This is a genomic window from Protofrankia sp. Cr2 (genome assembly GCF_963555885.1).
GTDB lineage: Bacteria > Actinomycetota > Actinomycetes > Frankiales > Frankiaceae > Protofrankia.
On sequence record NZ_CAUVXG010000001.1, the window covers coordinates 323,514 to 346,212 of the forward strand.

17 protein-coding genes and 1 tRNA gene are annotated in these 22,699 nt (G+C 66.9%); 10 read left to right on the plus strand and 8 right to left on the minus strand.

Annotated elements, in window-relative coordinates:
* Window positions 1-129: 129 nt before the first annotated feature.
* Window positions 130-1,947, minus strand: a complete 1,818-nt coding sequence (locus U9978_RS01395) for a phosphatidylglycerol lysyltransferase domain-containing protein (protein ID WP_322759223.1) — start codon at window positions 1,945-1,947, stop codon at window positions 130-132.
* Window positions 1,948-2,277: 330 nt separating this feature from the next.
* Between U9978_RS01395 and U9978_RS01400 the strand changes: the two genes are divergently transcribed.
* Window positions 2,278-3,069, plus strand: a complete 792-nt coding sequence (locus tag U9978_RS01400; RefSeq protein ID WP_322759175.1) for an HAD-IA family hydrolase — start codon at window positions 2,278-2,280, stop codon at window positions 3,067-3,069.
* Window positions 3,032-5,482 (plus strand): glycoside hydrolase family 65 protein, encoded by a 2,451-nt coding sequence (locus U9978_RS01405; protein WP_416210804.1) that lies wholly within the window; start codon window positions 3,032-3,034, stop codon window positions 5,480-5,482. The genes U9978_RS01400 and U9978_RS01405 overlap by 38 nt, the downstream gene beginning before the upstream one ends.
* 59 nt (window positions 5,483-5,541) lie before the next feature.
* On the opposite strand, the gene dcd is transcribed toward U9978_RS01405, so the two are convergent.
* A complete protein-coding gene (gene dcd / locus U9978_RS01410; RefSeq protein ID WP_322759176.1) occupies window positions 5,542-6,147 on the minus strand; it encodes a dCTP deaminase in 606 nt (201 codons plus the stop codon).
* A 49-nt stretch (window positions 6,148-6,196) separates the two neighbouring features.
* A complete protein-coding gene (locus U9978_RS01415; protein ID WP_322759177.1) occupies window positions 6,197-6,916 on the minus strand; it encodes a TNT domain-containing protein in 720 nt (239 codons plus the stop codon).
* Window positions 6,917-7,153: 237 nt separating this feature from the next.
* Here U9978_RS01415 and U9978_RS01420 point away from each other — a divergent pair.
* A tRNA-Gly gene (locus U9978_RS01420) sits at window positions 7,154-7,227 on the plus strand.
* A 283-nt stretch (window positions 7,228-7,510) separates the two neighbouring features.
* Here the strand turns inward: U9978_RS01420 and U9978_RS01425 are convergent.
* Both U9978_RS01425 and U9978_RS01430 read right to left on the minus strand, forming a co-directional pair.
* Window positions 7,511-8,581 (minus strand): Fic family protein, encoded by a 1,071-nt coding sequence (locus U9978_RS01425; protein WP_322759178.1) that lies wholly within the window; start codon window positions 8,579-8,581, stop codon window positions 7,511-7,513.
* A gap of 323 nt (window positions 8,582-8,904) precedes the next feature.
* A complete protein-coding gene (locus U9978_RS01430; RefSeq protein WP_322759179.1) occupies window positions 8,905-9,435 on the minus strand; it encodes a PP2C family protein-serine/threonine phosphatase in 531 nt (176 codons plus the stop codon).
* 195 nt (window positions 9,436-9,630) lie between these two features.
* On the opposite strand from U9978_RS01430, the gene U9978_RS01435 reads away from it, so the two are divergent.
* Together U9978_RS01435 and U9978_RS01440 are read left to right on the plus strand one after the other, a co-directional pair.
* Window positions 9,631-10,452: an SAM-dependent methyltransferase gene (locus U9978_RS01435; protein WP_322759180.1), complete on the plus strand. Its 822-nt coding sequence runs from the start codon at window positions 9,631-9,633 to the stop codon at window positions 10,450-10,452.
* A gap of 304 nt (window positions 10,453-10,756) precedes the next feature.
* Window positions 10,757-11,542: an HdeD family acid-resistance protein gene (locus tag U9978_RS01440; protein WP_322759181.1), complete on the plus strand. Its 786-nt coding sequence runs from the start codon at window positions 10,757-10,759 to the stop codon at window positions 11,540-11,542.
* 44 nt (window positions 11,543-11,586) lie between these two features.
* Here the strand turns inward: U9978_RS01440 and U9978_RS01445 are convergent, their stop codons facing one another.
* The 3 genes from U9978_RS01445 to U9978_RS01455 all read right to left on the minus strand — a co-directional run bounded on the left by U9978_RS01445 (window position 11,587) and on the right by U9978_RS01455 (window position 13,864).
* Window positions 11,587-12,906, minus strand: a complete 1,320-nt coding sequence (locus U9978_RS01445; RefSeq protein ID WP_416210815.1) for a cytochrome P450 — start codon at window positions 12,904-12,906, stop codon at window positions 11,587-11,589.
* Between the two features lie 143 nt (window positions 12,907-13,049).
* Window positions 13,050-13,421, minus strand: a complete 372-nt coding sequence (locus tag U9978_RS01450; protein WP_322759183.1) for a DUF202 domain-containing protein — start codon at window positions 13,419-13,421, stop codon at window positions 13,050-13,052.
* Entirely contained in the window at window positions 13,418-13,864 is a 447-nt protein-coding gene (locus U9978_RS01455) for a YidH family protein (protein WP_322759184.1), read from the minus strand. The genes U9978_RS01450 and U9978_RS01455 overlap by 4 nt, the downstream gene beginning before the upstream one ends.
* 358 nt (window positions 13,865-14,222) lie before the next feature.
* Here U9978_RS01455 and U9978_RS01460 point away from each other — a divergent pair, with 358 nt between their 5' ends.
* The 5 genes from U9978_RS01460 to U9978_RS01480 all read left to right on the plus strand — a co-directional run bounded on the left by U9978_RS01460 (window position 14,223) and on the right by U9978_RS01480 (window position 22,696).
* Window positions 14,223-15,353 carry a glycoside hydrolase 5 family protein gene (locus U9978_RS01460; protein WP_322759185.1) on the plus strand — a complete coding sequence of 377 codons (1,131 nt, stop codon included), beginning with the start codon at window positions 14,223-14,225 and terminating at the stop codon, window positions 15,351-15,353.
* Window positions 15,354-15,713: 360 nt separating this feature from the next.
* Window positions 15,714-17,075, plus strand: a complete 1,362-nt coding sequence (locus U9978_RS01465) for a glycosyltransferase family 2 protein (RefSeq protein ID WP_322759186.1) — start codon at window positions 15,714-15,716, stop codon at window positions 17,073-17,075.
* Between the two features lie 23 nt (window positions 17,076-17,098).
* Window positions 17,099-18,235: a glycoside hydrolase family 113 gene (locus U9978_RS01470; protein WP_322759187.1), complete on the plus strand. Its 1,137-nt coding sequence runs from the start codon at window positions 17,099-17,101 to the stop codon at window positions 18,233-18,235.
* 20 nt (window positions 18,236-18,255) lie between these two features.
* Complete coding sequence (locus U9978_RS01475; RefSeq protein ID WP_322759188.1) at window positions 18,256-20,355, plus strand: SGNH hydrolase domain-containing protein; 2,100 nt, start codon at window positions 18,256-18,258, stop codon at window positions 20,353-20,355.
* Between the two features lie 73 nt (window positions 20,356-20,428).
* Window positions 20,429-22,696: a serine/threonine-protein kinase gene (locus tag U9978_RS01480; protein WP_322759189.1), complete on the plus strand. Its 2,268-nt coding sequence runs from the start codon at window positions 20,429-20,431 to the stop codon at window positions 22,694-22,696.
* The last annotated feature ends 3 nt before the right edge of the window (window positions 22,697-22,699 follow it).

Here is a 22,699-nt window from a genome sequence, read left to right on the forward strand (position 1 = left end):
TCGACAGACGGGGCGGGACCATCCGGGTCCGACTGATGTGACGTCGCCCGGAACGATGTGGATCCGCTGTCATGCTGACAGCACCCGATTCACATCGTTCCGGGCTTTTCCGCGTTCGGGCCTCACCGCTCAGCAGGATGGGCGGCGGCGGGTCAACTGTGCCACACGGCGTGCGCCCGGGATCATCGTGAGCCGTGGCCAGACCAGGAACGCCTCGGCTTCAAGCATGGCCAGGGCGATGCGAGGCAGGTCACGGTTCGTCGGAAAGCAGATGTAGCGCGGCGACCACTGCGGTTGGAACTTCGCGTTGAACCGGTAGAGGCTGTCGATCTGGAACCAGCGGGAGAGGAAGACCAGCAGCCCTCGGAAACGGCGGGTCACCGGCCCGGCACCGAGTCGCTGGCCGCGTTCCAAGGCGGACCGGAAGAACGCGAAGTTCAAGGACAGCCGGTCCACGTTCAGCCCGGCCGCGGCCCGTACCGCGGAAACGATCAGGAAGTCGTTCAGTCCGTTGTCCGCGGCGCGGTCGCGCACCATCATGTCCAGTGACAGGCCCCGGTGTCCCCAGGGGACGAAGTGCAGCAGCGCCCGCAGCCGCGGTTCGCTCCTTGCGTCCAGCGCCCTGTCGCAGTTCTCGGCGCTGATCGAGCCGGCGCTGCCCGAGTCGGCGCTGCCTGAGTCGCCGTCGACGGGTACGTTGCGGTCAAAGGCCATCACCACGACACAGTTGTCGTCGCCGGGTTCACCGATCCGGCCGAGCGCCATGGAGAAACCGCGTTCGGTCTCCGCCCCACGCCACGCCTCGGCCTGCTCCTTCAACCGTTTGCGTTCGTCAGCGGGCAGGTCGCGCATCCGAAGGGCACGGCAGGTGTAGCCGGCTCGCTCGACCCGGCCGACAGCTTGCCGGACGTTTCGCATGTCGCGGCCGTCAAGGGTGAAGGTCCGCACGTCGATGATTGCTTCGTCGCCGAATTCCAGCGCGGACAGGCCAACCCGTTCCCACGCCTTTCCGCCGGTTTCAGAGCAGCCGATGACTGCTGGTATCCATGCGTGTTCAGTAGCAATCCGCAGAAACTCCCGGATCGCGCCCGGCCATGCTTCGTTGTCACCGAGCGGATCGCCGCTGGCGAGCATCACCCCGGACACCACCCGGTAGGCGACGCAGGCCTTGCCTGTCGGCGACCAGACGACGGTCTTGTCGCCGCGTAGGGCGAAGTAGCCCAGTGAGTCGGCGTCGCCGTGCCGCGTGAGCAGCGCGCGCATCCGCTCGATGTCCTCGGCGGACAGCCGCGGGCGTGGTTCCGGCGGGCGTAGCGCCAGGTACACAACGGTGACGATGGTGAGCAGGCCCATGGTGAGCAGGGTCCGGGTGACGAGGTCGGAGACCCGCTCGGAGCTGAACCGAAGCGGTCCGTGGATGCCGACCAGACCCTCGACGACGTGCGTGAACTGGGTGGTCAGCGGATGCGGACCGAGCAGGCGGCCGGCGCCTATCCGCAGCAGGAGCATCCCGACCGTGATCGAGGCCGCGGCGAGCAGCAGCCCGACCCACAGCGCCCGCCACCGGGTCGTCGGATCACCCTTGGCCTGGAACTCACCCCGGGCCAGCACCAGCCCGACGACCAGCGCCGCCGACGCGACCGCTTCTTCGACGTCGAGGCCTTTGATCACATGCAGGACGATGCTGGCGCCGAGCAGCGTCACCACCCCGAGCCAGGCGCGGCGTTTGCGTCGGCGCAGACCACGGGCGAGCAGCAGCAGGAGGAGTCCGACCACAACCGTGAAGGCGGCGGCTTGGCGCGATGCCGCCCCCGGCAGGATCTGACGGATCACGTCCAGTCGGTCGCGCCACCCCGGTGTGACCGCCGACACGATGTCAGTCAGTCCAGCGATGAATACCAGAGCAGCGGCCACTGTCGGTACCCATGAGCGGTTCCATGCCGGCAACTGAGGTCGTGCCGGCCGTGACCTCCCATGATTCCCGTGGCCATCGCCGCCGAGCAGGTTGGTTGCGGTGGTCTTCGTGGGATGGCTGTCGCGGCTGACGGTTGTCACGGACGGTGCCCCCTTTCCCTGCGTCAGGTCCGGTGGCCGTCAGTGGCACGGATGGTCATAGTCGCGCCGCCTCTGGCCGGGGCTGGGTACGGGTGTCGGTCTGAGACCTGCTCCGGCCCGCGTGGGACCCGCCCGCGGGACGTTACCTCGCGTGCTGAACGGTCAGGCAGGGGTGTCCCCGGGTAGGACGACCCCGCCGACGCTCCCGAGAGGATTGAACGGATGCTCGGACTACCCGAACACATCAGGGCACGCCTTTTCGACCTGGATGGTGTGCTGACGCAGACGGCCGCCGTCCACGCCGCAGCCTGGAAGGAGATGTTCGACACATTCCTCCGTCGGCGGGCGGAACGCACCGGTGATCCATTTATTCCGTTCAGCGTTGCTGACGACTATCCCCCCTATGTTGACGGCAAGCCACGGGCGGACGGCATCAGGTCGTTTCTCGCTTCCCGCCACATCGAGCTACCGCAGGGCGGCCCGGACGATCCTCCATCCGCCGACACAGCCCATGGCCTGGGCAAACGCAAGAACGAACTCGTCACAACCATGATCCGTGAAGGTGGCGTTGCCGCCTATCCCGGTTCTGTACGTTACCTCCGAGCCCTGGCGACTGCAGGCGCCCCACGGGCGGTCGTATCGTCGAGCGCGAACTGTGCGGAGGTACTCGCCGCCGCCGGCATCGATAGGCTGCTACCTGTCCGGATCGACGGTATTGTCGCTGAACGCGAGCATTTGGCAGGTAAACCGGCGCCTGACACCTTTCTGGCCGGTGCTCGCGCGCTCGGCGTGGTGCCGTCGCGCGCGGCGGTATTCGAAGATGCGATCGCAGGGGTCGAGGCGGGGCGGGCCGGGGGTTTCGGGTTCGTCGTCGGCGTAGACCGGGTCGGGCATGCGGACGCTCTGCGCTCGCATGGTGCCGATATCGTTATTTCTGACCTCGGCGAGCTGCTCGACACCGACGAGTGTCCTGACCATGCGGGCGCGGCTCCAGGAGCGGCTCGTGATCGGTGACATGTCGTTTCCGGTCGATCCATGGCAGCTGCGCGAATGCGGCCTCGACCCGAACCGGCTGGCCCGGGCGGAGTCGCTGTTCGCCCTGTCCAACGGGCATGTCGGGTTGCGGGCGAATCTGGATGAGGGAGAGCCGCACGCGTTGCCCGGCACCTATCTCAACTCCGTCCACGAGCTGCGGCCGTTGCCCTACGCGGAAGCCGGTTACGGCTACCCGGAGTCCGGCCAGACAATGATCAATGTTACCAATGGAAAGCTCATCCGTCTGTTGGTCGATGACGAACCTTTTGACGTCCGGTACGGGGACCTGCGGTCCCACGAACGGATCCTGGATTTCCGCCGGGGCGTGCTGAGCCGTACGGCCGAATGGGTGTCACCGGCGGGCCAGGCGGTCCGCCTGTCATCAGTGCGGTTGGTCTCCTTCGTCCAGCGGGCCATGGCTGCGATCTGTTATGAGGTCGAGCCACTCGAAGCCTCGGCCCGGCTGGTCGTGCAGTCTGAACTGGTCGCCAACGAGCAGTTGCCGAGGCAGTCCGCGGACCCGCGGGCCGCCGCCGTACTGGAGGCTCCGCTGGTGGCGGAGTGGAACGGCAGCCACGGTTCGCATGCCGAGTTGGTGCACCGGACGCGGCACAGCGGCATCCGGGTCGCCGCCGCCATGGATCATGTCATCGACCGGCGGTCGGCGACGGGGGTGACCGCTGAGAGTGATGCCGACTCGTGCCGGGTGACGATCACCACCTTGCTGGATCCAGGTCAGAAGTTGCGGTTTATCAAGTTCATCGCCTATGGATGGTCGGTACAGCGTTCCCTACCGGCCCTGCGCGACCAGGCCGCGGCCGCGCTGACCGCCGCCCGCCAGACCGGCTGGAAGGGGCTGCTCGCCGAGCAGCGGACCTATCTTGACGACTTCTGGGCACGTGCGGACGTCGAGGTCGACGGTGATGCCGAGGTGCAGCAGGCCGTTCGTTTCGCCCTGTTCCACGTCCTGTCCGCGAGTGCGCGGGCCGAGCGTCGGCCGATTCCGGCGAAAGGCCTCACCGGTCCAGGGTATGATGGCCACACGTTCTGGGATTCTGAAAGCTATGTGCTTCCGGTGCTCACCTACACCGTGCCGAACGCGGCGGCGGACGCGCTGCGGTGGCGGCAGGCGACCTTGCCCATGGCCCGGGAACGAGCACACCTGCTCGGCCTCTCCGGGGCGGCCTTCCCGTGGCGAACCATTCACGGAGAGGAGTGTTCCGGATACTGGCCGGCCGGTACGGCGGCGTTCCATATCAATGCGGATATAGCGGACGCGGTCGTGCGTCATGTCCGCGTCACCGGCGACGACGTATTCGAACGCGAGATCGGTTTGGAACTCCTGGTCGAAACGGCCCGGCTCTGGCGGTCGCTCGGCCACCATGACCTGGATGGCGCCTTCAACATCGACGGAGTCACCGGGCCGGACGAGTACAGTGCGGTCGTCGACAACAACGTCTATACCAATGTGATGGCCCAACAGAACCTGGTAGAGGCGGCGAATGCGGTCCGGCGGCATCCGGAGAAGGCGCACGAACTGGGCGTGAATGCCGAGGAGGCAGCGTCCTGGCGGGACGCTGCCGCGAACATGTGCATCCCCTTCGATGAAAAGCTTGGCGTACACCCCCAGTCTGCTGGGTTCACCCGCCACCAGGTATGGGATTTCGAGCAGACGCGTCCTGACCAGTATCCGCTCCTCCTGCACTTCCCGTATTTCGACCTGTACCGTAAACAGGTGGTGAAGCAGGCAGATCTGGTGTTGGCGATGCAACGCCGGGGGGAGTCGTTCACCGACGAGCAGAAGGCTCGCAACTTCGCCTACTACGAGGCGCTTACCGTTCGTGATTCTTCGTTGTCCTCATCGGCCCAGGCGGTGTTGGCGGCCGAGGTCGGTCATCTCGGGCTTGCCCATGACTACCTGCGCGAAGCTGCCCTGATCGACCTGCGCGACCTGCACGGCCGAGCTCTCGACGGCTTGCATATGGCGTCCCTGGCCGGCAGCTGGATCGCGCTGGTCGAGGGGTTCGGCGGGTTGCGTGACTACCCTGGACCCGTCAACTCGGGAACGGGAAACTCGGGAACGGCCAACCCGGCCACCCTGTCGTTCGCGCCCCGGCTGCCGGAGGGGATCAGCAGGCTCGCGTTCATCGTGTGTCCACGGGGACGGCGGCTGCGGGTCGAGGTCACCGACGCCATCGCATGCTATGTACTGCTGCGGGGCGACCCGATCACCATCCTGCATCATGGTGAAGCTCTCGAGGTGTCGATGGCGGGTCCGGTGTGCCGTGATGTGCCTGCCACCCCGGCCCGGCCCCGGCCGCTCCAGCCACCCGGGCGGGAACCGGAGCTTTTCCGTACCGATTTCGGGATCTCTGAACGTCTGACTCGTTGAACGTCTGACTCGTTGAACGTCTGACTCGTTGACCGCCTGGGTTTGCGACCGTCCTGCGGTTACGGCGGTGTCGGGTCGCGGTCGCCCGGTGGCATCGCCGAACGGGTGAAGTCACGGTACGCGCGGGACGGCGTCGGGCCGCGTTGACCCTGGTAGCGGGAACCGTAGACGGCAGAGCCGTAGGGGTGGGTGGCCGGGGAGGAGAGCCGGAACAGACAGAGCTGGCCGATCTTCATCCCCGGCCAGAGTTTGATCGGCAAGGTTGCGACGTTCGACAGCTCAAGGGTGACGTGGCCGGAGAAGCCGGGGTCGATGAAACCGGCGGTGGAGTGGGTGAGCAGGCCCAGGCGTCCGAGGCTGGACTTGCCCTCCAGCCGGCCGGCGAGATCGTCGGGCAGGGTGATGATCTCCAGCGTGGAGCCGAGCACGAACTCGCCGGGATGCAGGACGAACGGCTCGTCGTCGTCCGGCGCGATGAGGTCGGTGAGGTCCTCCTGCTCGATGGCGGGGTCGATGTGGCTGTACCGGTGGTTCTGGAACACCCGGAACCACCGGTCGAGCCGCAGATCGACGCTGCTCGGCTGGACGAGCGCCGGATCGTAGGGGTCCAGGCATACACGGCCCGAGACGATCTCCGCTCGGATGTCCCCGTCAGACAGCAGCACGTTCGAGCACGCTACCGCTTGCTGCGGTTGCCGCGGCGGTCACCTCGACCTACATGTCCTCCGGGGGTACCTCCGCCAGGTACTGGTTGTCGAGGAGCCACTGGACGGGCAGGGCATCGGTCGTCGGGTCGCAGCCCTGCGACGCTGGGATGAGGGAACACACCAGCTGGTACTGCCGACCGTTGCCGGGCTGGTCGAACCACGGGCGAATCGCTCCGGAGTAGACGTGAAACTCCTTCAATACCCGGTAGACGTGGTAGTCGCAGCCACCCGGGTCCGTAGTGGAGTCCAGGTTGGAGGGCGGGAGGGACCGGTCGGCGTACCGCGTTCCCTCGGGGGAGAGGAAGTTGCCGCCCGTCCCGCCGAACCGGTCGATTTCCTGCCCTGGAGCCAGCGTTGTCACCATTCGTACAGGCGTACCATTCGGATTAATATAATATCCGGAATTTGCAGGATATACCCAGTTTCCGAGACCGAATGGCGTTTGGACGGAAGGATCCCACCAGGTGTCCAGGAACTGCTGCGTGGGCTGACCGCCGCTCCTGTCATAGAAGAAGAGCATCTTGCCCACCGCGTCGAAGAGCGGGAGGTTCGCCGGTCCGAGGCGGCGATCGTTGTCGAAGTCGGCTGTGGAGCACTGGTCGAGCGGTGTGATCGACACCACTGGCAGGCCGCTGGTGATTGCGATGTCCTCGGCGGTGGCGGATGTCGTGCCGCCGACGACAAGGACTCCGGTCGCCAGCGCGACGAGCGTCTTGCGAAATCGCACCTGTTCCTCCCCGGGGTTGCGCTCACGTAGCGCATTGACTCCGGAGAGTAGTCATATGATCTACCTATCTCGCGTCGGGTCGCCGCTGTGGTGGTTCATCACGTGTCGTCACCCTGTCGACCTTGAACCGCACGCGGGTCGCCTCGAACCCCACACGGGCCCGGCGACGCATACCGGCACGGGCGGGGCCTGCCCGCGCCGCGACCGGGGCGGCCTGTAGGATGCTGTACGTACTACGCGGGCGTAGTTCAGAGGCAGAACACGAGCTTCCCAAGCTTGCAACGCGGGTTCGATTCCCGTCGCCCGCTCCACTCGGGGTGGGTTCTGTCAGACACGGTCTGACCAGGTCGTTTCGCCATATCTGCCCAGGGGGCCGAGCCCCCTGGAACCCCGACGTTCCTACGGTTGGGGCCTCTTGTGCCATTGGCGTGCCAGTAGCGGCGGATGTGCCATCAGGACCGGCGCGGCCGGGGGTCACCCTTTGCCAGGCGGGCCGACATTCCCCGGGCGACTTCGGACGCCCGCTCCCCGCTGGCACGCTGATAGATCAGCGCAGCGCGCGGGGTCGAGTGGCCACCGAACGACCCGCTCCTGTCACAGCTCGAGCACTTCGAGGACTTCGTCCGCGTACCAACGAGCGCGGACACCGCGCCGGCCGTCGCCGTCCTCACGAAGGACGCCGAGCTCGGTGAGTTGCCGCAACAGGTGCGAGGCGCCCTGTGATGTCACGCCAAGATGGGAGACGACAAACCGAGTGGTGAGGACCGGATTTCCGAAGAGAAGGTCCACTACCTCTCCTGCCCTGCTGCGGTTCCCACGCAGTTTTGACCGGTAGCGCTCACGCAGATCGGTCATTCTCTCGGCTCGTTCTACGGACCGGTTCGCCTGATCCGCCACGGCGGAGAGGAAGAAGCGGAGCCAGCCCTGCACGTCACCGCGTTCACGTACTCCCTGAAGGTGTTCAATGTAGAGGCTCTTCGTACGTTCCAGCTGTGCGGACAACGGCAGCAGCGGCGCGGGCAGCAGACCCTGTTCGACGAGGTACAGGACGATGAAAAGCCGGCCGAGGCGACCGTTGCCGTCGAGGAAAGGATGGATCGTTTCGAACTGGTAGTGAAGTAGTGCTGTACGGACCAGCAGCGGAAGCTCAGGCCGCGCCTCGTGGACGTACTTCTCCCAGTCGTCGAGTGCCGGCCACATGTTTTCCACCGTGGGCGGCACGAACAACGCCGTTTCGGGTCGATTGTCCGGCGACCCGATCCAGTTTTGCGAACGCCGGAATTCGCCAGGTGTCTTCTCCTGCCCTCGAACACCCACGAGCAGAAGCCTGTGCATCTCGCACAGGAGGCGCTTACTGACCGGCAGGTCCGGTAGTCGGGCGAGGCCGTGCTCCAGCGCATGCACGTAGTTCTGCACTTCACGTACGTCGATGCTGGGGGTCTCGCCAAGCGCCGCTGCGTCGAACAACTCCGTCAGCGACGCCTGGGTGCCCTCCATCCTGGAACTGGCCAGCGCCTCCTCGGTCAGGTAGGACGCGAGGAACAGGTGCGGGTTCGGCAGGAGTCGTCCGGCGCCAGCCAGTCGGCCGACAGCCCGCTCCGCAAGACTCAGCTGACCCACGGTAGGAAGATCGAGAGGAATGGTGTGCGGGAGGGGAGCTGGCATGTATGCGACGTAGCCGTGCCTGCCGCCGGTGGACACAGCGCGTCCCCAGCCGGTCGCTTTATACCTCGCAGGATCCATGGCTTCAAGATTACAAGAGAAGTGGTCGGTTACTTGTAACTAGGGGCGACGGTTGCAAGTAACGTGGGAAGTGCCCAGGAAGGATGGACAAGCCCGGCGCTCCCGACCGACAGGCGGGTGGCCGCATCCTGGATCGCATCATTCACCGCCGGTACGCAATCGGGTACCCCATCCGTGATGTTTCTGGTGCACAGGGTGATGGTACCGTGCCGGATCAGGTTGCAGAGACAGATCGTCCGGGCCGATCACGACCCATGCGAGCACGGGTTGGCGCGAGCGAGGAGCAGAGCGACGTCGTCGTCGAACCCGTTGCCTCGGTCGATGAGACGCAGCAAGCGGTTGGCGGTAGTCGGCAGGTTGGCGATGGTGGGCAGGTCGACGGTGTCGGCCAGGGTGTCCAGCAGACGTTGGCAGCCGTCGCCGATGCCGACCGTGGGGGATTCGACGAGCCCGTCGGTGTACAGCGCGAGGGTGGAGCCGGCAGGGAACCGGCAGCGGGTTTTGGTGAGCTTCTGGTCGCCGACGCCGAGCATGATGCCGTGGGTGTCACCGATGAGTTCGACGGTTCCGTCGGGGTGGCGCAGCGCTGGGGGGAGATGACCGGCGTTGGCAAGGGTCACGGTCTCGGTGGCGGCGCCCAGACCGCGGCCCATTACGTCCCCGATGACCAGGGCTATCCGGCCGGTGGGCAGCACGATGACGTCGAACCAGTCGCCGTCCGCTTCGGTGCTGACGGTGCTGGGTTGATAGCGCCATGTCAGTTCCAAGCCCTCCACGGCCGGGACGTCTCGGGGCAGCAGAGCGCGTTGCAGCGTTAAGAGCGACCGGCAATAGGGGACGCGGCGTCGCGGGGCGTTCCTATCGTCGGGCACCATTTCGCCGGGACTGGCCGGGTGAGGTGGGCAGATCCTGGTTGTGGCGGTACGGTATGGAACGACAGCAGACATTACGCATACCAGGAGACCGCCCCCATGGCAGGCGACGAGTCGTCCGAGCAAGACCCGTGGTCGAGGATCGACACCTCCGTACCGCATTCCGCCCGGATCTGGAATTATTGGCTGGGCGGCAAGGACTGTTATCCGGTGGACCGGGCCGCCGGCGATGAATACGTCAAGGTCTTCCCGGGTATCGGCGAACTGGCCCGTGCGTCCCGGGGTTTTCTTTCCCGTGCGGTCGCCTACCTGGCCGGTGAGGCGGGTGTCCGGCAGTTCCTCGACATCGGCACGGGCCTGCCCACGGCTAACAACACCCATGAGGTCGCCCAGCGGGTCGCTCCGGACTCCCGGATCGTCTATGTCGACAACGATCCTCTGGTACTGGTCCACGCCCGCGCGCTGCTGGTCAGCTCTCCTGACGGAGTCACGGACTACCTCGACGCAGATCTGCGGGATCCCGACACCATCCTGGCCGGTGCGGCGCGCACGCTGAACTTCGACCAGCCGGTCGCGCTGATGCTGATGGGGATCCTCGGCCACATCGTCGACGACGACGAGGTGCTGTCCCTCGTGAAGCGGATGCTGGACGCGCTGCCGTCGGGCAGCTATCTGGCGACCTACGACGGCACCCGTCCGGACGGCGACACCGGGTTCGACGAGGCCCAGGACGATTACAACGAGACCGGCGCGGTCCCGTACATCCTGCGGACCCCTGAGCAGATCGCCTGCCGATTCGACGGGCTTGAACTTATTGAACCGGGAGTGGTGTCACACACCCACTGGCGGCCCGAACCCACTCCGGACGGTAGCCTGCCCGCCCCGGTCGACGGGTACTGCGGGGTCGGCCGGAAGGCCTAGCCCCTGCTGGATAAGCCCCTGCTGGCTGGCATCGCGGGACCTGGACCAGTACATTCCATGCATTGGTCCAGGCTGATCGACATCATTTCGGAGTAATCGTTGGCCGGTGGTATATCAACATTTCATCCACTGTATACCAACCAATCCGGATCGTCCGTTTCGGCGCGGCCGAAATGATTCTTTGCCGCGACAGGAATGAGCTGCCCGAATACGGGCATCACGGCGTCTGGACCTCGAGGAAGTCAAGATCCCAAACAGGCTCTGAGAACGGTTTTCGGTCAGGCCGCGAGATGGGAGATCAGTCGTGAGTGCCGCAACAGCACCGGCGCACCGAAACGGTGAACGCGCTGGAGGCGTTCCGTGGTGGCTCGTCCTCGCTGCGGGGATCGCCTGGGTCGTGTTCGCCCTGGCGATACTCCAGTTCGACCTGACGACCGAACGGTCCATCGCGGTACTGCTGGGTGTTGTCCTGCTTGTCAGTGCTGTGAGTGAGATGATCGCTACGACTGCGACGGCACGGGACTGGCGCTGGTCACATGCCCTGCTCGCCGTGCTCTGTGTCGCCGGTGGCGTAGTCGCGCTGGCCTGGCCGGATCCGACTTTCACGGTGGTGGCCCGGATCGTAGCCTGGTATCTGTTGGGCAAGGGTATCTACGATGTTGTGAACGCTTTCGTCGCGCGCCGTGCCGAGCTTCGCACGACAGGGCTTCCCACAGAAGAGCTTCGTGGTACGGAGCTTCGTGCCGCGGAGCGTCACGGAGCGCAAGTCGCGGACGTTCGCGGAACCGCACAGTGGTGGATGCCGCTGATCGTCGGCATGTTCGAGATCGGAGTTGCCTTCTGGGCCGCCGCCTACCCGAACCGCTCCCTCACCCTGCTGGTTCTCTGGGTGGGCCTTGCGGCACTGGCCACCGGACTGACGAAGATCGCAATGGCTACCCGGATGCGGGGTGTCCGGCGCGAGCTTGCCGCTGTGGACATGTTCCCGTCCACTGGGTTCGGCACCCCCGCAGTTGCCGAAGCGACCCGTTCACATGCGCGTACCGAAGCGACCGCGGAAGAAGGCCGGGGCCAGGGGCGCTTCGCCTGAGAGCCGGTGTGCCATCCACCTTCGTGACTGACGTGTGCGCACGGTCAGTTGTCCGTGGCGCCGACGGGCGGGTGAGTTCTGCTCTCCGGGGTAACCGGTATCGCCGCGTACCCGCGCAGGACCCGGGTCTGCCGTCGGCGTGGCTCGTCGGCGAACGCCAGTTCCGGATAGCGCTCGAACAGCTTACGAAGCCCGATCTCACCTTCGATGCGGGCGAGCGCGGCACCGAGACAGTAGTGGATGCCGTTGGAGAAGGCCAGATGTTCTCGGGCGTTGGCTCGCCGGATGTCGAAAGAGTGGGGATCGGTGAAAACGGCCGGGTCCCGGTTGACGCCGCCGAGAAAGACGGCCACCAGTTGGTCGGCCTGTATCGGAACACCGCAGATCTCGGTATCCGCATGGGCGAATCGGGCGGCGATCTGTACTGGTGATTCATACCGCAGGATCTCCTCGACGGCGTTGGGCCACAGGCCCGGGTCATCGCGCAGGAGCATCCGTTGCTCGGGGTGATTCAGCAGCAGGACGGCGCCGTTTCCGAGCAGGTTGGCGGTCGTCTCGAAGCCTGCTGCAAGCAGTAGTTGTGCGGTCGCGGTCAATTCCGTCTCGTTCAGTCGCTGGCCTTCGTCGACGGCGAGGACCAGCTCGCTGAGCAGATTGTCGCCCGGGTTGCGGCGCAGGCGTTCGAAATGCCCGTGCAGCCAGGTGTTGATATCCCGGAGCGCATTCTCCGCATGCCGGTACTCCGGGTAGGACAGGCCGATGTCGAGACTCGGTGCCGCCGCGGTGCCCCAGGCCAGCAACTGTGCGCGCATATCGGCCGGAATGCCGAGGATTTCGGCTATCACCGTGACCGGCAACAGGCTGGCGTAGCGGCCGACGAGGTCGACCCCGGCCGCGCCCGCCATGTCGTCGAGGAGTTCGTCGGCGGTTTCCTCGATACGTCCACGCAGGTTCTCGATCGCTCGGGGCGTGAACACCTTCGACACGAGTTTGCGATAGCGAGTGTGGTCGGGCGGGTCGACGGCGAGCAACGACGGCGGGTTGAGCGGGCCGTTGACCCTTTCATCGCGGGATGCGGCCCACACCATGCGCAGGAGTCGGGGAAGCGCCGAGCCGTCGAACCCGACCCGGAACTGCTCACCGCGCAGGACAGCGGCCGCGGCCTGGTGGCTTACAGTCATCATTGCCAACCGTCCGGATACGAAGGCGCCCTGCGAGCGCATCTCGTCATACAGCGGGAACGGGTCGGCACGAAGCGTCGGATCGGTGAGTAGGAGCGTGTGCTGATCACCCCGGCGCTGGGCCGTGCGTATCACCGCCCGCGCTGCGCCGTGCCGGACCGCCCAGCGCATTCTGGTCCCCATCGGTGTACCGCGCATCATCGGCACCGTCCTTTCACCGAAATCGTCCCTCCATCGGACCGCACGGTCGTGCGAATCGAACGATCGAGCTGTGTGACCGGCGTGTGAAAGCGCGGCGACGTGATCGGCGCCGGGTCGCGCGGGCGCTAAAAGGAGCCTGCCAGCAGGACGAGGAGTCCGCCGACGGCGACCAGGCTCGCGGCGGCGGCGACCGCGGCGACAGCGGTCGGCGCCGATACGCCCGGCGTGCCTGTACCTGCACCTGCGACGGTTTGCCGGTAGCGCAGGAGTCCACGCAGTATGATCACTGCGCCGGTGGTCAGCCCCAGGATCCCGGGAAGCCCGGCGCCCAGGCGGCCAGGCGTGCCCAGATGGTCCAGATGGCGTGTTGCGTGCACGAGAAACACGCCGACGGTGGCGAAGGACAGGCCGGTGCGCTGCCAGGCGAGGTAGGTGCGTTCGCTCTGCAGCCCCGGGTCGGGTATCTCGTCGGGGTGCCCGACGGCGGGCCGGGTCATCGACCTGCACCTCCGGAGCTGTACAGGATGGATGCCAGGGCGATCAGACTCACCAATGTGAGCACGACACCCAGCAGGCGGGGTAACGGCGACGGGGGCAGGGGGCGCCCGAGCCGCAGGGCGCGTTCCACGTCCGCCCAGTGCCGATAGCTGGTCGCGGAGATGACGATGCTCATGATGACGAGCGTGACGCCGAGGACGTGACGGCTGCCCGGGAAACCGAAGTCCGGCACGACCTGCACGACCGCGACGCCGCCTGCCAACAGCGCCAGCGCGGTTCGGATCCAGGCGAGAAATGTCCGTTCGTTGGCCAGCGTGAAACGGTAGTCCGGCTCCGACCCGACCTGGCGGACGTCGGTGGCGCTCGGCCACTGCCGGCGCAGGCCCAACCGCCACGGCTGGCGCCCTGGCGGGCGCACATCCGCGGACGAACGTCCGGTCATTCGCACGTCGGTGCCTGTGCGCCAAGCCCGCCGGAGATCGGTGGGCCGCCATCGCGACGATCGTTCACCATGGCTGTCATCCCCGTCCCGCTGCCGTCGGAGAGATCGTCGATGCAGCCTGCCAATGTCCGTCCATCCCAAGCGTCCGTGGCCGGCGCCACCCGGTTGACGCCGGTATCAGCGGATCCGGCGCCGCTGTTCGTCTATGGAAGTCTGCTGTTTCCCGAGGTCGTCCGCATCCTTATCGGTCGTGACCCGCGACGCCGGCCTGCGCGCGTCCGCGGTTGGCGCGCCGCGGCCCTGGCGGGGCGTGTCTACCGCCGGGACCGAACCCCCGGCCCGACAGCAGGAGGTCGCCATGGGTCATGATCGAACGGGGCCGCAGGCTGGACCGGCCTCGGCCGGCCCGGCGGCAGGTGGGTATGGCTCCCGCGCGTTCGTCACCGTGAGCCGTAGCGGCTTCACCCTCGACGGCCGCCGGTTCCGCTTCGGTGGCACGAACAACTACTACCTCCACTACAAGGGTCGCCACATGACCGACTGCGTGCTCACGGACGCCCGGTCGATGGGGCTGCGGGTGGTGCGCTGCTGGGGTTTCCTCGACGGTTCCGCGGCCGACGGGGTCGTGCTCCAGCCGGCGCCCTTCACCTATGACGAGGACGGTTTCGAGCACCTGGACCACGCCGTCTTCAGAGCCGGCCAGCTCGGGCTCCGCCTCGTGATCGTGCTGACGAACAACTGGAGCGAATTCGGCGGGATACCGCAATACGCCACCTGGTTCGCGGCCGAGCACGACGACTTCTTCCGGCGCCGTGACATCAGGGCCTGCTACCAGGCATGGGTAGGGCATGTGATCGGCCGGCGGAACCGGTACACCGGGGCGCGGTACGACGCCGACCCGACAATTATGGCGTGGGAGCTGGCGAACGAGCCTCGCTGCCCGTCCGACACATCTGGTGACACGCTGGTTGCCTGGGCCGAGGAGATGAGCCGCTATGTCAAGGGACTGGCGCCACGCCAGCTGGTCGCCGTGGGCGATGAGGGCTTCTACGGTCGGGCCGACGAGCCGTCCCACCCATATTCCGATCATGAAGGGGTGGCCTGGCGCCGGATCATCGCCTTGCCCGCCGTGGACTACGGTACGTTTCACCTGTACCCGCAACGCTGGGGCAATATGACCACGGACTGGGGTATTCAGTGGATCCGCGACCATATCCGCGACGCCCGCAGGGCCAAGAAGCCGGCGGTGCTCGAGGAGTTCGGCTGGCGAGCTGACGAGACCACCCGCAATACGATCTACCGGGCCTGGACGGACGCGGTCGAGCGGTTCGACGGCGACGGCGACAACTTCTGGATCCTCACCGGTCGCAATGACGATGGATCCCAATATGCCGACTATGACGGCCTTCGTGTGGTCTACCCGTCGACTACCGCAGCCCTTCTCGCGGACCATGCCGAGCGGATGTCCGCCGGCTATGAGCGGTCATGAGCTGCTATGAGGGCCATCCGCAGTAACAGGACGTGAAGACGGCTGGTGGGGGAGCCGCCCATGGCCGGCGGGATGGCCAATGCGACGTGTCCGGTCTTAGGGGCGTATTCTCCGAAGGCCGTGATTGGTCTCACGTTCGGGGGGAGTCGGGTGACGACGTCTCATCAGTTGGTCATGTACCGAGTATCCCCGTTATTGACCTATCCCGACGAGCCGGGGACGACTCCGCTTCAGTCCGAGCCGAGCTGGTCTGAACCCGAGCCGAGCTGGTCTGAACCCGAGCCGAGTTGGTCTGAACCCGAGACGACTCCGCTTACGCTGCCTCGGGAGCGGCAACGGTCATGGCGGCCTGGTTACGCCGTGTTCCTGATCGTCTTTTTGATCTTTTCCGTCTTCGGGTGGTGGGCCTGGGCCCGCGATTCCGGTTTCGGCTTCCTCGGTTGGATCGCCACCGTGGTCTGGACTGTGCCCGTCAGCGGCACGATCCTGGGCCTGTCCGGCGGTCTGCTCACGACGGCCCGTCTCCGTCGGGACCGGCGGCTGCCACCTACCGCGGCTATGGTTTATGACCTGCTTGTGGTGGTCGTCCCCACCATCGGGCGGCACGACACCTATCCCGCCCTGGAACGGGCGGTTGCCTCGTTCTGCCGCTATCTACCCGAATACTTCCCGAACCTGCGGGTGGACGTGGTGATCGAGGAGGGGTGCGAGGCCCGCGAACAGATCGCCAGGCTGGCTGCGGTGACGCCACGAATCCGGATCATCACGGTACCGCGCGGTTACCGCACGCCCAACGGCACCCGATTCAAAGCCCGCGCGAACCACTACGTCAACGAGGTCCGCTGCGCCGAGGGCGAGGCCCGTGATGACGTGTGGGTGCTGCACATGGACGACGACACCGGTGTCGGTCCCGACACCACCGAGGCCGTGGCCCGGTTCATCAACGCGCAGTGGCTGGCTGGCGAGAACGCCCGGCATCTCGCCCAGGGTGTTCTCAGCTATCCCCGGGAACATGCGGTGAACCCGCTGCTCTGGTTGGCCGACGCTGTCCGGCCCGGTTGTGACATCAGCATGTTCGCGGCCACCACCGGTCGTGGCATGCCGCGCGCCGGGCTCCACGGGGAGCTACTGCTGGTGCGAGCCTCCATCGAGGCCGAGATCGGTTGGGACTTCGGCTCCCAGTCCATCGTCGAGGACGCCGAATTCGCGCTGCGTTTCTGTGACCGGTACCCACGGCGCAGTGACTGGTTCCCAGGCCGCTCCTACGGTGCCTCACCGGCAAGCGTGGCCGACTTCGTTCGCCAACGAGAACGGTGGGCCTGGGGCCTGTTCATGCTTTCGGCCAAGCGCTCCATCCCGCTGCGCCGCCGGTTGCTCCTTCTGCACAATGTCGTGATATGGGCGTCCGGGCCGATCCAGCATCTCGGTTTGATCATATTGATCGGCGCCCTTCTCGGCGATACCGACACCTCGCCGGCCAGCGCCGTGGTTCTGCCGATATGGGCGCTCAACATGGCTTACAGCGTCTGGTTGTACTGGGAGGGAATGAAGATTAACGCGCTGGCCTCGGCGCAGCGCCGGCGCCGGCCGTGGGAGCCTGTCTGCCTGTTGCTTCTCATGCCGGTGTTCTCCCTGCTGGAGGCGGTGGCGGTGCTCCGGGGGCTGGTGCGTTTTCTGCGCAACGGCGAATCGACCTTCACCGTGATCGCGAAGCCGATGTGATTGTCGCGGCCAAGGTGCGCGCTGTGGTGGCGCTGCTTGTCGTACTGGTCGGGCTCACGGTGGCGAGCGCTTGTGCGCCTGCGCCCGCCGACCGCACTCCCTCGTTCCGGCCGGCGACACTGGCTGCCGCGGCCGGGAATGCGGACGTCCCAGCCGCCGTCCCGGGCCCTCGGATCGCCTTTCCCTGGCGGCCGGGCCGGCCCGAACTCGGCGTACAGATCTACTGGGATGACAACCCCGACGAGTCCGTTCAGACGGTGGATCTGAAGGTGGTGCGGCTCGTCGACTACATCGTGGACCTGGATGCCAACGCGATAAGCATCTCCTTTCCGTTCTTCACGGATGCGGTCAGGTCCAGTACGGTTCGCGGTGCCCGGGGTACGCCTGCACCGGAACGGCTCGGTATTCTCCTGGACGAGGCGACGCGGGCGGGACTCCGGATCACCCTGCGCCCGACCCTCGATGAGAAGTCCCTGGTCGCGGCCAATCCACGGGATTGGCGCGGTACCATCACCCCGACCAGCAGGGATGCCTGGTTCGCCTCGTATCGTGGCTTCCTGGCTCCCTATCTGACGCTGGCCGAACAACACCACGTCAGCACGGTCGTACTCGGTACCGAACTCAACTCGCTGGAGGGCGACCCGCGCTGGGGGAATCTGGCCGCGTATACCCGAACGGTGTTCACCGGTGAGATCGCGTACGCGTTCAACTGGGACGTGTTCGTTCACACCCGGGTCCGGATGCCGGTGGATCGCGTCGGCGTGGACGCCTATCCGGAGCTTCCGTTGGGTGACAACGCCTCGGTGGTGGAGTTGGCCACCGCTTGGAACAAGTGGTTGAGCCAGAAGGGGCCGGGCGTCATGCCGCAGGTGATCCTGTATGAGGTGGGGGCAGCCGCTCAGCCCGGCATCTACCGGCACCCGGCTAATCCGCAGATCGATGGTATGCCCGTGATTCCCGAGCTCCAGCGACGCTGGTTCGTCGCCGCGTGCCAGGTGGCCCGTGAGCGTGCCCTGGCCGGTCTCTACTGGTGGCGGGTGGATTTTCACGTCAACCCGGCCACCGCGGACCCGTTGCGGGACCGGCACGAGTCATTTGTCGGCCGCCCGGCTGAGCAGGCGATCCGGGACTGCTTCTCGGCCTGGGGGGAGAGCCGCTGAGCCCGTCCCCGTCCCGGGCCGTGACCGGTGTGTCCGGCCTGGCCGTGCTCGCCGTGATGCTGGCGAGCACCGGCGGATTCCGCGCGGAGTTGCTGGGCGCGAACCTGGTGCTGGCGGTCAGCGGCTACCTGACGACCCGTGCCCTGCTGGACGCCGCATCGTCCCGGCTGGACGGCCGGATGCGGCTGGACATCTGGTACCGCGACCATTTCAAGCATCGTGTTCCGCTCGCGCTGTTCACCCTGGCCGTCACGTTGGGCTTGGCCGCGTTGTTCAGCCCGCCGGAGGAGGCCCGTCGCCTCGCGATGGCAGCTGTCGCCGGTCTTGCGCAACTCGGGAACTGGTGTGACCTGTTCGTGGTGCGGGCTCAAATCATCGCCTCACACGGTGACTGGTACGCGGACCGCCCCGGCCAGATCGACCCGTTGGGGACCATTTGGTTACTGAGTCTTATCGAGCAGTTCGCCCTACTATGGCCGATATTGCTGGGCTGCATACGGTGGTTTGCCCGAAGGATCGGTGGACGCTCCGCCCCACCCGACGCGGCGATACGCACAGCGTGGCTGACCGCGTCGGCATGTCTGCTGCTTGCCGCGGTGGCCTGTCTGGTCGGTCCGTTGCGGGCGGCGGCGGGTGCAGATCTCGCCGAGCTGGCATTGGGCAGCCATGTGCGGGTAGCCGAATGGTTGCTGGGTGCCGCCGCGGCCGGGTTGGTCGTCGCGGCGCGGACCCGGGCCGGGTCGGGCGTCCCTGTTTCGGGCGCCTCTGTTTCGGGCGCCCCGGACTCAGCTGCTCCGGACTCAGTTGCTCCGGACTCAGCTGCCCTAGCTGAGTTCCAGCGGGCTCGACCGGCCCGCGGAGTCTGGTGGGCCACGATCGGCGGGGTGATCGGCGTGGCCGTGCTGGTCGCCGATGCGTTGATCGCCACGGCGCATCCTGCCGACTGGCTACGGGGTGCCGGGCCGAGCGCAGCCGCCGGCGGCGCCGCGCTCCTGTTGGCGACCGTCGATCGGCAGGTCGTGTCGTTTCGCCACGGCCCGATCGAGTGGCTGCTCGCCCGCGGCGGACCGGTGGAACTGGGCCGGATGGCCTATCCGCTGCTGCTGCTGCATCTTCCGGTGTTCTGGCTGCTGCGGCAGGCATTCCCGACGGCACGCCCGGATGCGCTGCTCCTTGTCGGCGGTGGGTTCGCGTGGTTTGTCGGGTTGCTGTTGCAGGATGGCCTGGTCGGGCGGTTGCGGGTGCGTCGCTGGCGGGTGCGATGGGCGCTCCCGGTACTGCTGCTGGCGGGTGTGACCGTCGCGACCAGTAGTACCTGGCTGCCCGCCGCGGCCGAGGGACAGCTGCGGACAGATAGGGGGCCGGTGCTACTGGCGCTCGGCGGATCGTTTGCCGGCGATCTCGCTGTGACGCTCGGCAGCCACGACGCCGGCCGGTATTCGGTGGTGGACGCGACGTTGCCGGGCTGTGGGCTGTATCCGGTGCCGCCGCCAGCGGTACAGCCGGCCCGCGTCACCGCCGACGCGCAATTGCCACCGTCGGCGCCCACCCGGTCGGCGGCATGCATGAACTGGGCCGAGCAGTGGCGCACACGTATCACGCAAAGCCGCCCGGAGGCACTGGTGGTGGATCTCAGTACGGACGCGGCCGCGCGCTTGTATGACGGTTCGGTGATTTCACCGTGCGACGTGGAATATCGGCAGCTCTACCGTCAGGAGCTCGACCGGGCTGCTCAGCTATGGGCGGCGCTGGCACCCGGCCGGCCGGTGCTGCTGACCGATGTCCGCAGCGTCACGGGCGAGGCCGATCCAGCGTCGAGCCGCTGTTTCAATGCGCTGATCATCGAAGCGGTCGCCCGGTATCCGCAGGTGCTGTTGTTGGATGTCGAGGCCGCGCTGTGCCAGACCGGACAGTGCTGGACGCGTACGTCCGCAGGCAAGCAGCTGTATTTCGATGCCGTCCATCTCACCCCCGCGGGGATGGACAGCCTCGCCCCCTGGTTGGGTGCGGCGGTCGGCAAGGCGCTGGCGCCAGGACCGCCGACCGCGGACAGCGCGGCCGGTGGAAGTCCCGCCGGTGGACCCGCCATGGTCGACGATCGTCCGGCTGGGAGACGATGACGACGGCGCTTGTCGTCGTTGTCGTTGTCGTGGTGGGCGTGACTAGCGCGGTGGGAGACGGATGGATGTGGGCGTGAGCGGACCGAAGAACTCTTCCGGAAACCCGTACGAGCCCTCCGGGAGCCCGTACGAACCGCTGCTTCCCGAGGACCCACGGGCGATCGGCCCGTACCGGATCATGGGTCGGCTGGGCGCTGGCGGGATGGGTCGGGTGTACCTGGGCCAGTCCCGATCGGGCCTGCTCGTCGCCGTCAAGACGGTACGGGCCGACATGGTGGACACCGCGGGTTTCCGGGCGCGGTTCGCGCGTGAGGCCGCGGCGGCCCGGCAGGTCAGCGGTGTGTTCACGGCCGCCGTGGTGGACGCCGACGCGGCCGCGGCGATGCCGTGGTTGGCCACCGCCTACGTGGCCGCGCCATCCCTGTATCTGCTGGTGCGCCGGGTCGGTCCACTGCCGGTCCGCGCGGTGTTCTGGCTTGCGGCCGGGATCGCTGAGGCGCTGGAATCCATCCACCGCGTGGGGCTGATCCACCGTGACCTGAAACCGTCGAACGTCCTGGTTACCAAGGACAATCCCAAGGTCATCGACTTCGGCCTGGTCAGGACGGTGGACAGCAGCGCGCAACTCACCCAGACCGTGATCGGAACGCCGCAGTACATGTCCCCGGAACAGGCGCTGGACACCTCGGCGGTGACCCCGGCCACTGACGTGTATTCTCTTGGCGCCACCTTGCTGTACGCGGCGACGGGCCGCCTGCCCTACCTGGGAGACACGCCGGTGAACGTGCTGGCGCAGCTGCTCACCGACCCGCCGGATCTCAGCGGGGTGCCCGCGGCGCTCACCGAGCTGATTCGCCGGTGCACGCAACGGGATCCGGCGGCGCGGCCCACTCCGAACCAGCTTCTGGAGGAGATCGCTGGAACCTGGCTGCGGGCACCGGGCGGCGTCGGCGCCGAGCAGTGGCTGCCGCGGGTCGGGTACGACCTGGTGGATGCCTATGAGCGGCGGCACAGCCCCCGCCCATCTGATGCGCCGTCCGGACCGGCGGAGGTCCGGCCCCGGTCATCCCACTCATCCCAGTCATCCCATTCCTCCCGGTCGTCCCGCGAGTCGCAGGCGCTGACCTCCACCCCGTCCCCGCCGCTGTCCCCCCTGATCGCGGTGACCCCGCCGCTCCCATCGGCGGAGATCCTGCCTCCGCCCCGTGACGGCGGGGGCGTTCCGGCCGATCGGCGCCAACCCGCGCGGGTGTCCCGGCGAACCGTGCTGCAGGCGAGCGGCGCCGTGGCGGCGGCGGTGGGTGCGGTCGGCGCGGGAGTCTGGGGGGCGGCACGTCTGATCGGCGGGAATACTGACACCAGCGGCCCCCGGCCGTGGGCTTTCACCTGCCGGGACCAGGTGTACTCATCCCCGGCGGTCGTCGACGGAGTCGTCTACATCGGCAGCGACGACTCCCACCTGTACGCCATCGATGCGCGGACCGGCCAGCTGCGCTGGAGCTACCAGACCGGCGGCGCGGTGACGTCATCCCCGGCGGTCGCCGACGGGTTGGTGTACGTCGGATGCAACGACGCCCAGCTGCACGCGGTGAACGCCGCGACCGGTCAGCCCGTCTGGACGCTCCGCACCGGTGGCGTGATGCACTCCTCCCCGGCCGTGGCCGACGGTGTGGTCTACATCGGCTGCCGGGACAATAATCTGTATGCGGTTGACGCGACAACGGGCCGAGAACGCTGGCATTTCACCGGTGGCGACTGGTTCAACTCCTCCCCGACCGTGTACGGCGGCGGGGTTTACGTCGGGTGTCGGGACAAGAACATCTACGCGCTGGACATCGCCACCGGACACCCACGCTGGCATTTCACCACGGCCAGCACCGTGGACTCCTCACCCGCTGTCTCGGGCGAGACACTCTGGATAGGCGGCGACGACCACAACGTCTACGCCCTGAACACCGTGACCGGAGCGCTGAACTGGCAGTTCACGGCCGACAACGGGGTCGTCTCCACGCCGCTGGTGGTCGAGCGGGTGGTTTACGTGGGAAGTGATGACGGCCACCTCTACGCGCTGGACGCCAATACCGGTCGGGTCCGCTGGCGGTTCCCCACCGACAACGGCATCCGCTCCTCACCGGCCGTGGCGAACGACCTGGTCTATGTGGGTAGCCGCGACCGCTATGTCTACGCCGTGGAGGCTGTCACCGGGAAACTCCGGTGGCGGTACGCCACCGGAGCGCCGGTGGACGACTCGTCGCCGGCCGTCGTGAACGGCATGGTCTATATCGGTAGCCTGGACCACCGTGTCTATGCGTTGAACGCGGCGACCGGCGCCGGGCCCTGAGAG

Bases quoted from the DNA above. Each gene is read 5' to 3' on its own strand.
- U9978_RS01405 (WP_416210804.1), top strand. From the start codon at position 3,032: ATGCGGGCGCGGCTCCAGGAGCGGCTCGTGATCGGTGACATGTCGTTT.
- U9978_RS01400 (WP_322759175.1), top strand. From the start codon at position 2,278: ATGCTCGGACTACCCGAACACATCAGGGCACGCCTTTTCGACCTGGAT.
- U9978_RS01435 (WP_322759180.1), top strand. From the start codon at position 9,631: ATGGCAGGCGACGAGTCGTCCGAGCAAGACCCGTGGTCGAGGATCGAC.
- U9978_RS01460 (WP_322759185.1), top strand. From the start codon at position 14,223: ATGGGTCATGATCGAACGGGGCCGCAGGCTGGACCGGCCTCGGCCGGC.
- U9978_RS01455 (WP_322759184.1), bottom strand. From the start codon at position 13,864: ATGACCGGACGTTCGTCCGCGGATGTGCGCCCGCCAGGGCGCCAGCCG.
- U9978_RS01425 (WP_322759178.1), bottom strand. From the start codon at position 8,581: ATGCCAGCTCCCCTCCCGCACACCATTCCTCTCGATCTTCCTACCGTG.
- U9978_RS01445 (WP_416210815.1), bottom strand. From the start codon at position 12,906: ATGGGGACCAGAATGCGCTGGGCGGTCCGGCACGGCGCAGCGCGGGCG.
- U9978_RS01450 (WP_322759183.1), bottom strand. From the start codon at position 13,421: ATGACCCGGCCCGCCGTCGGGCACCCCGACGAGATACCCGACCCGGGG.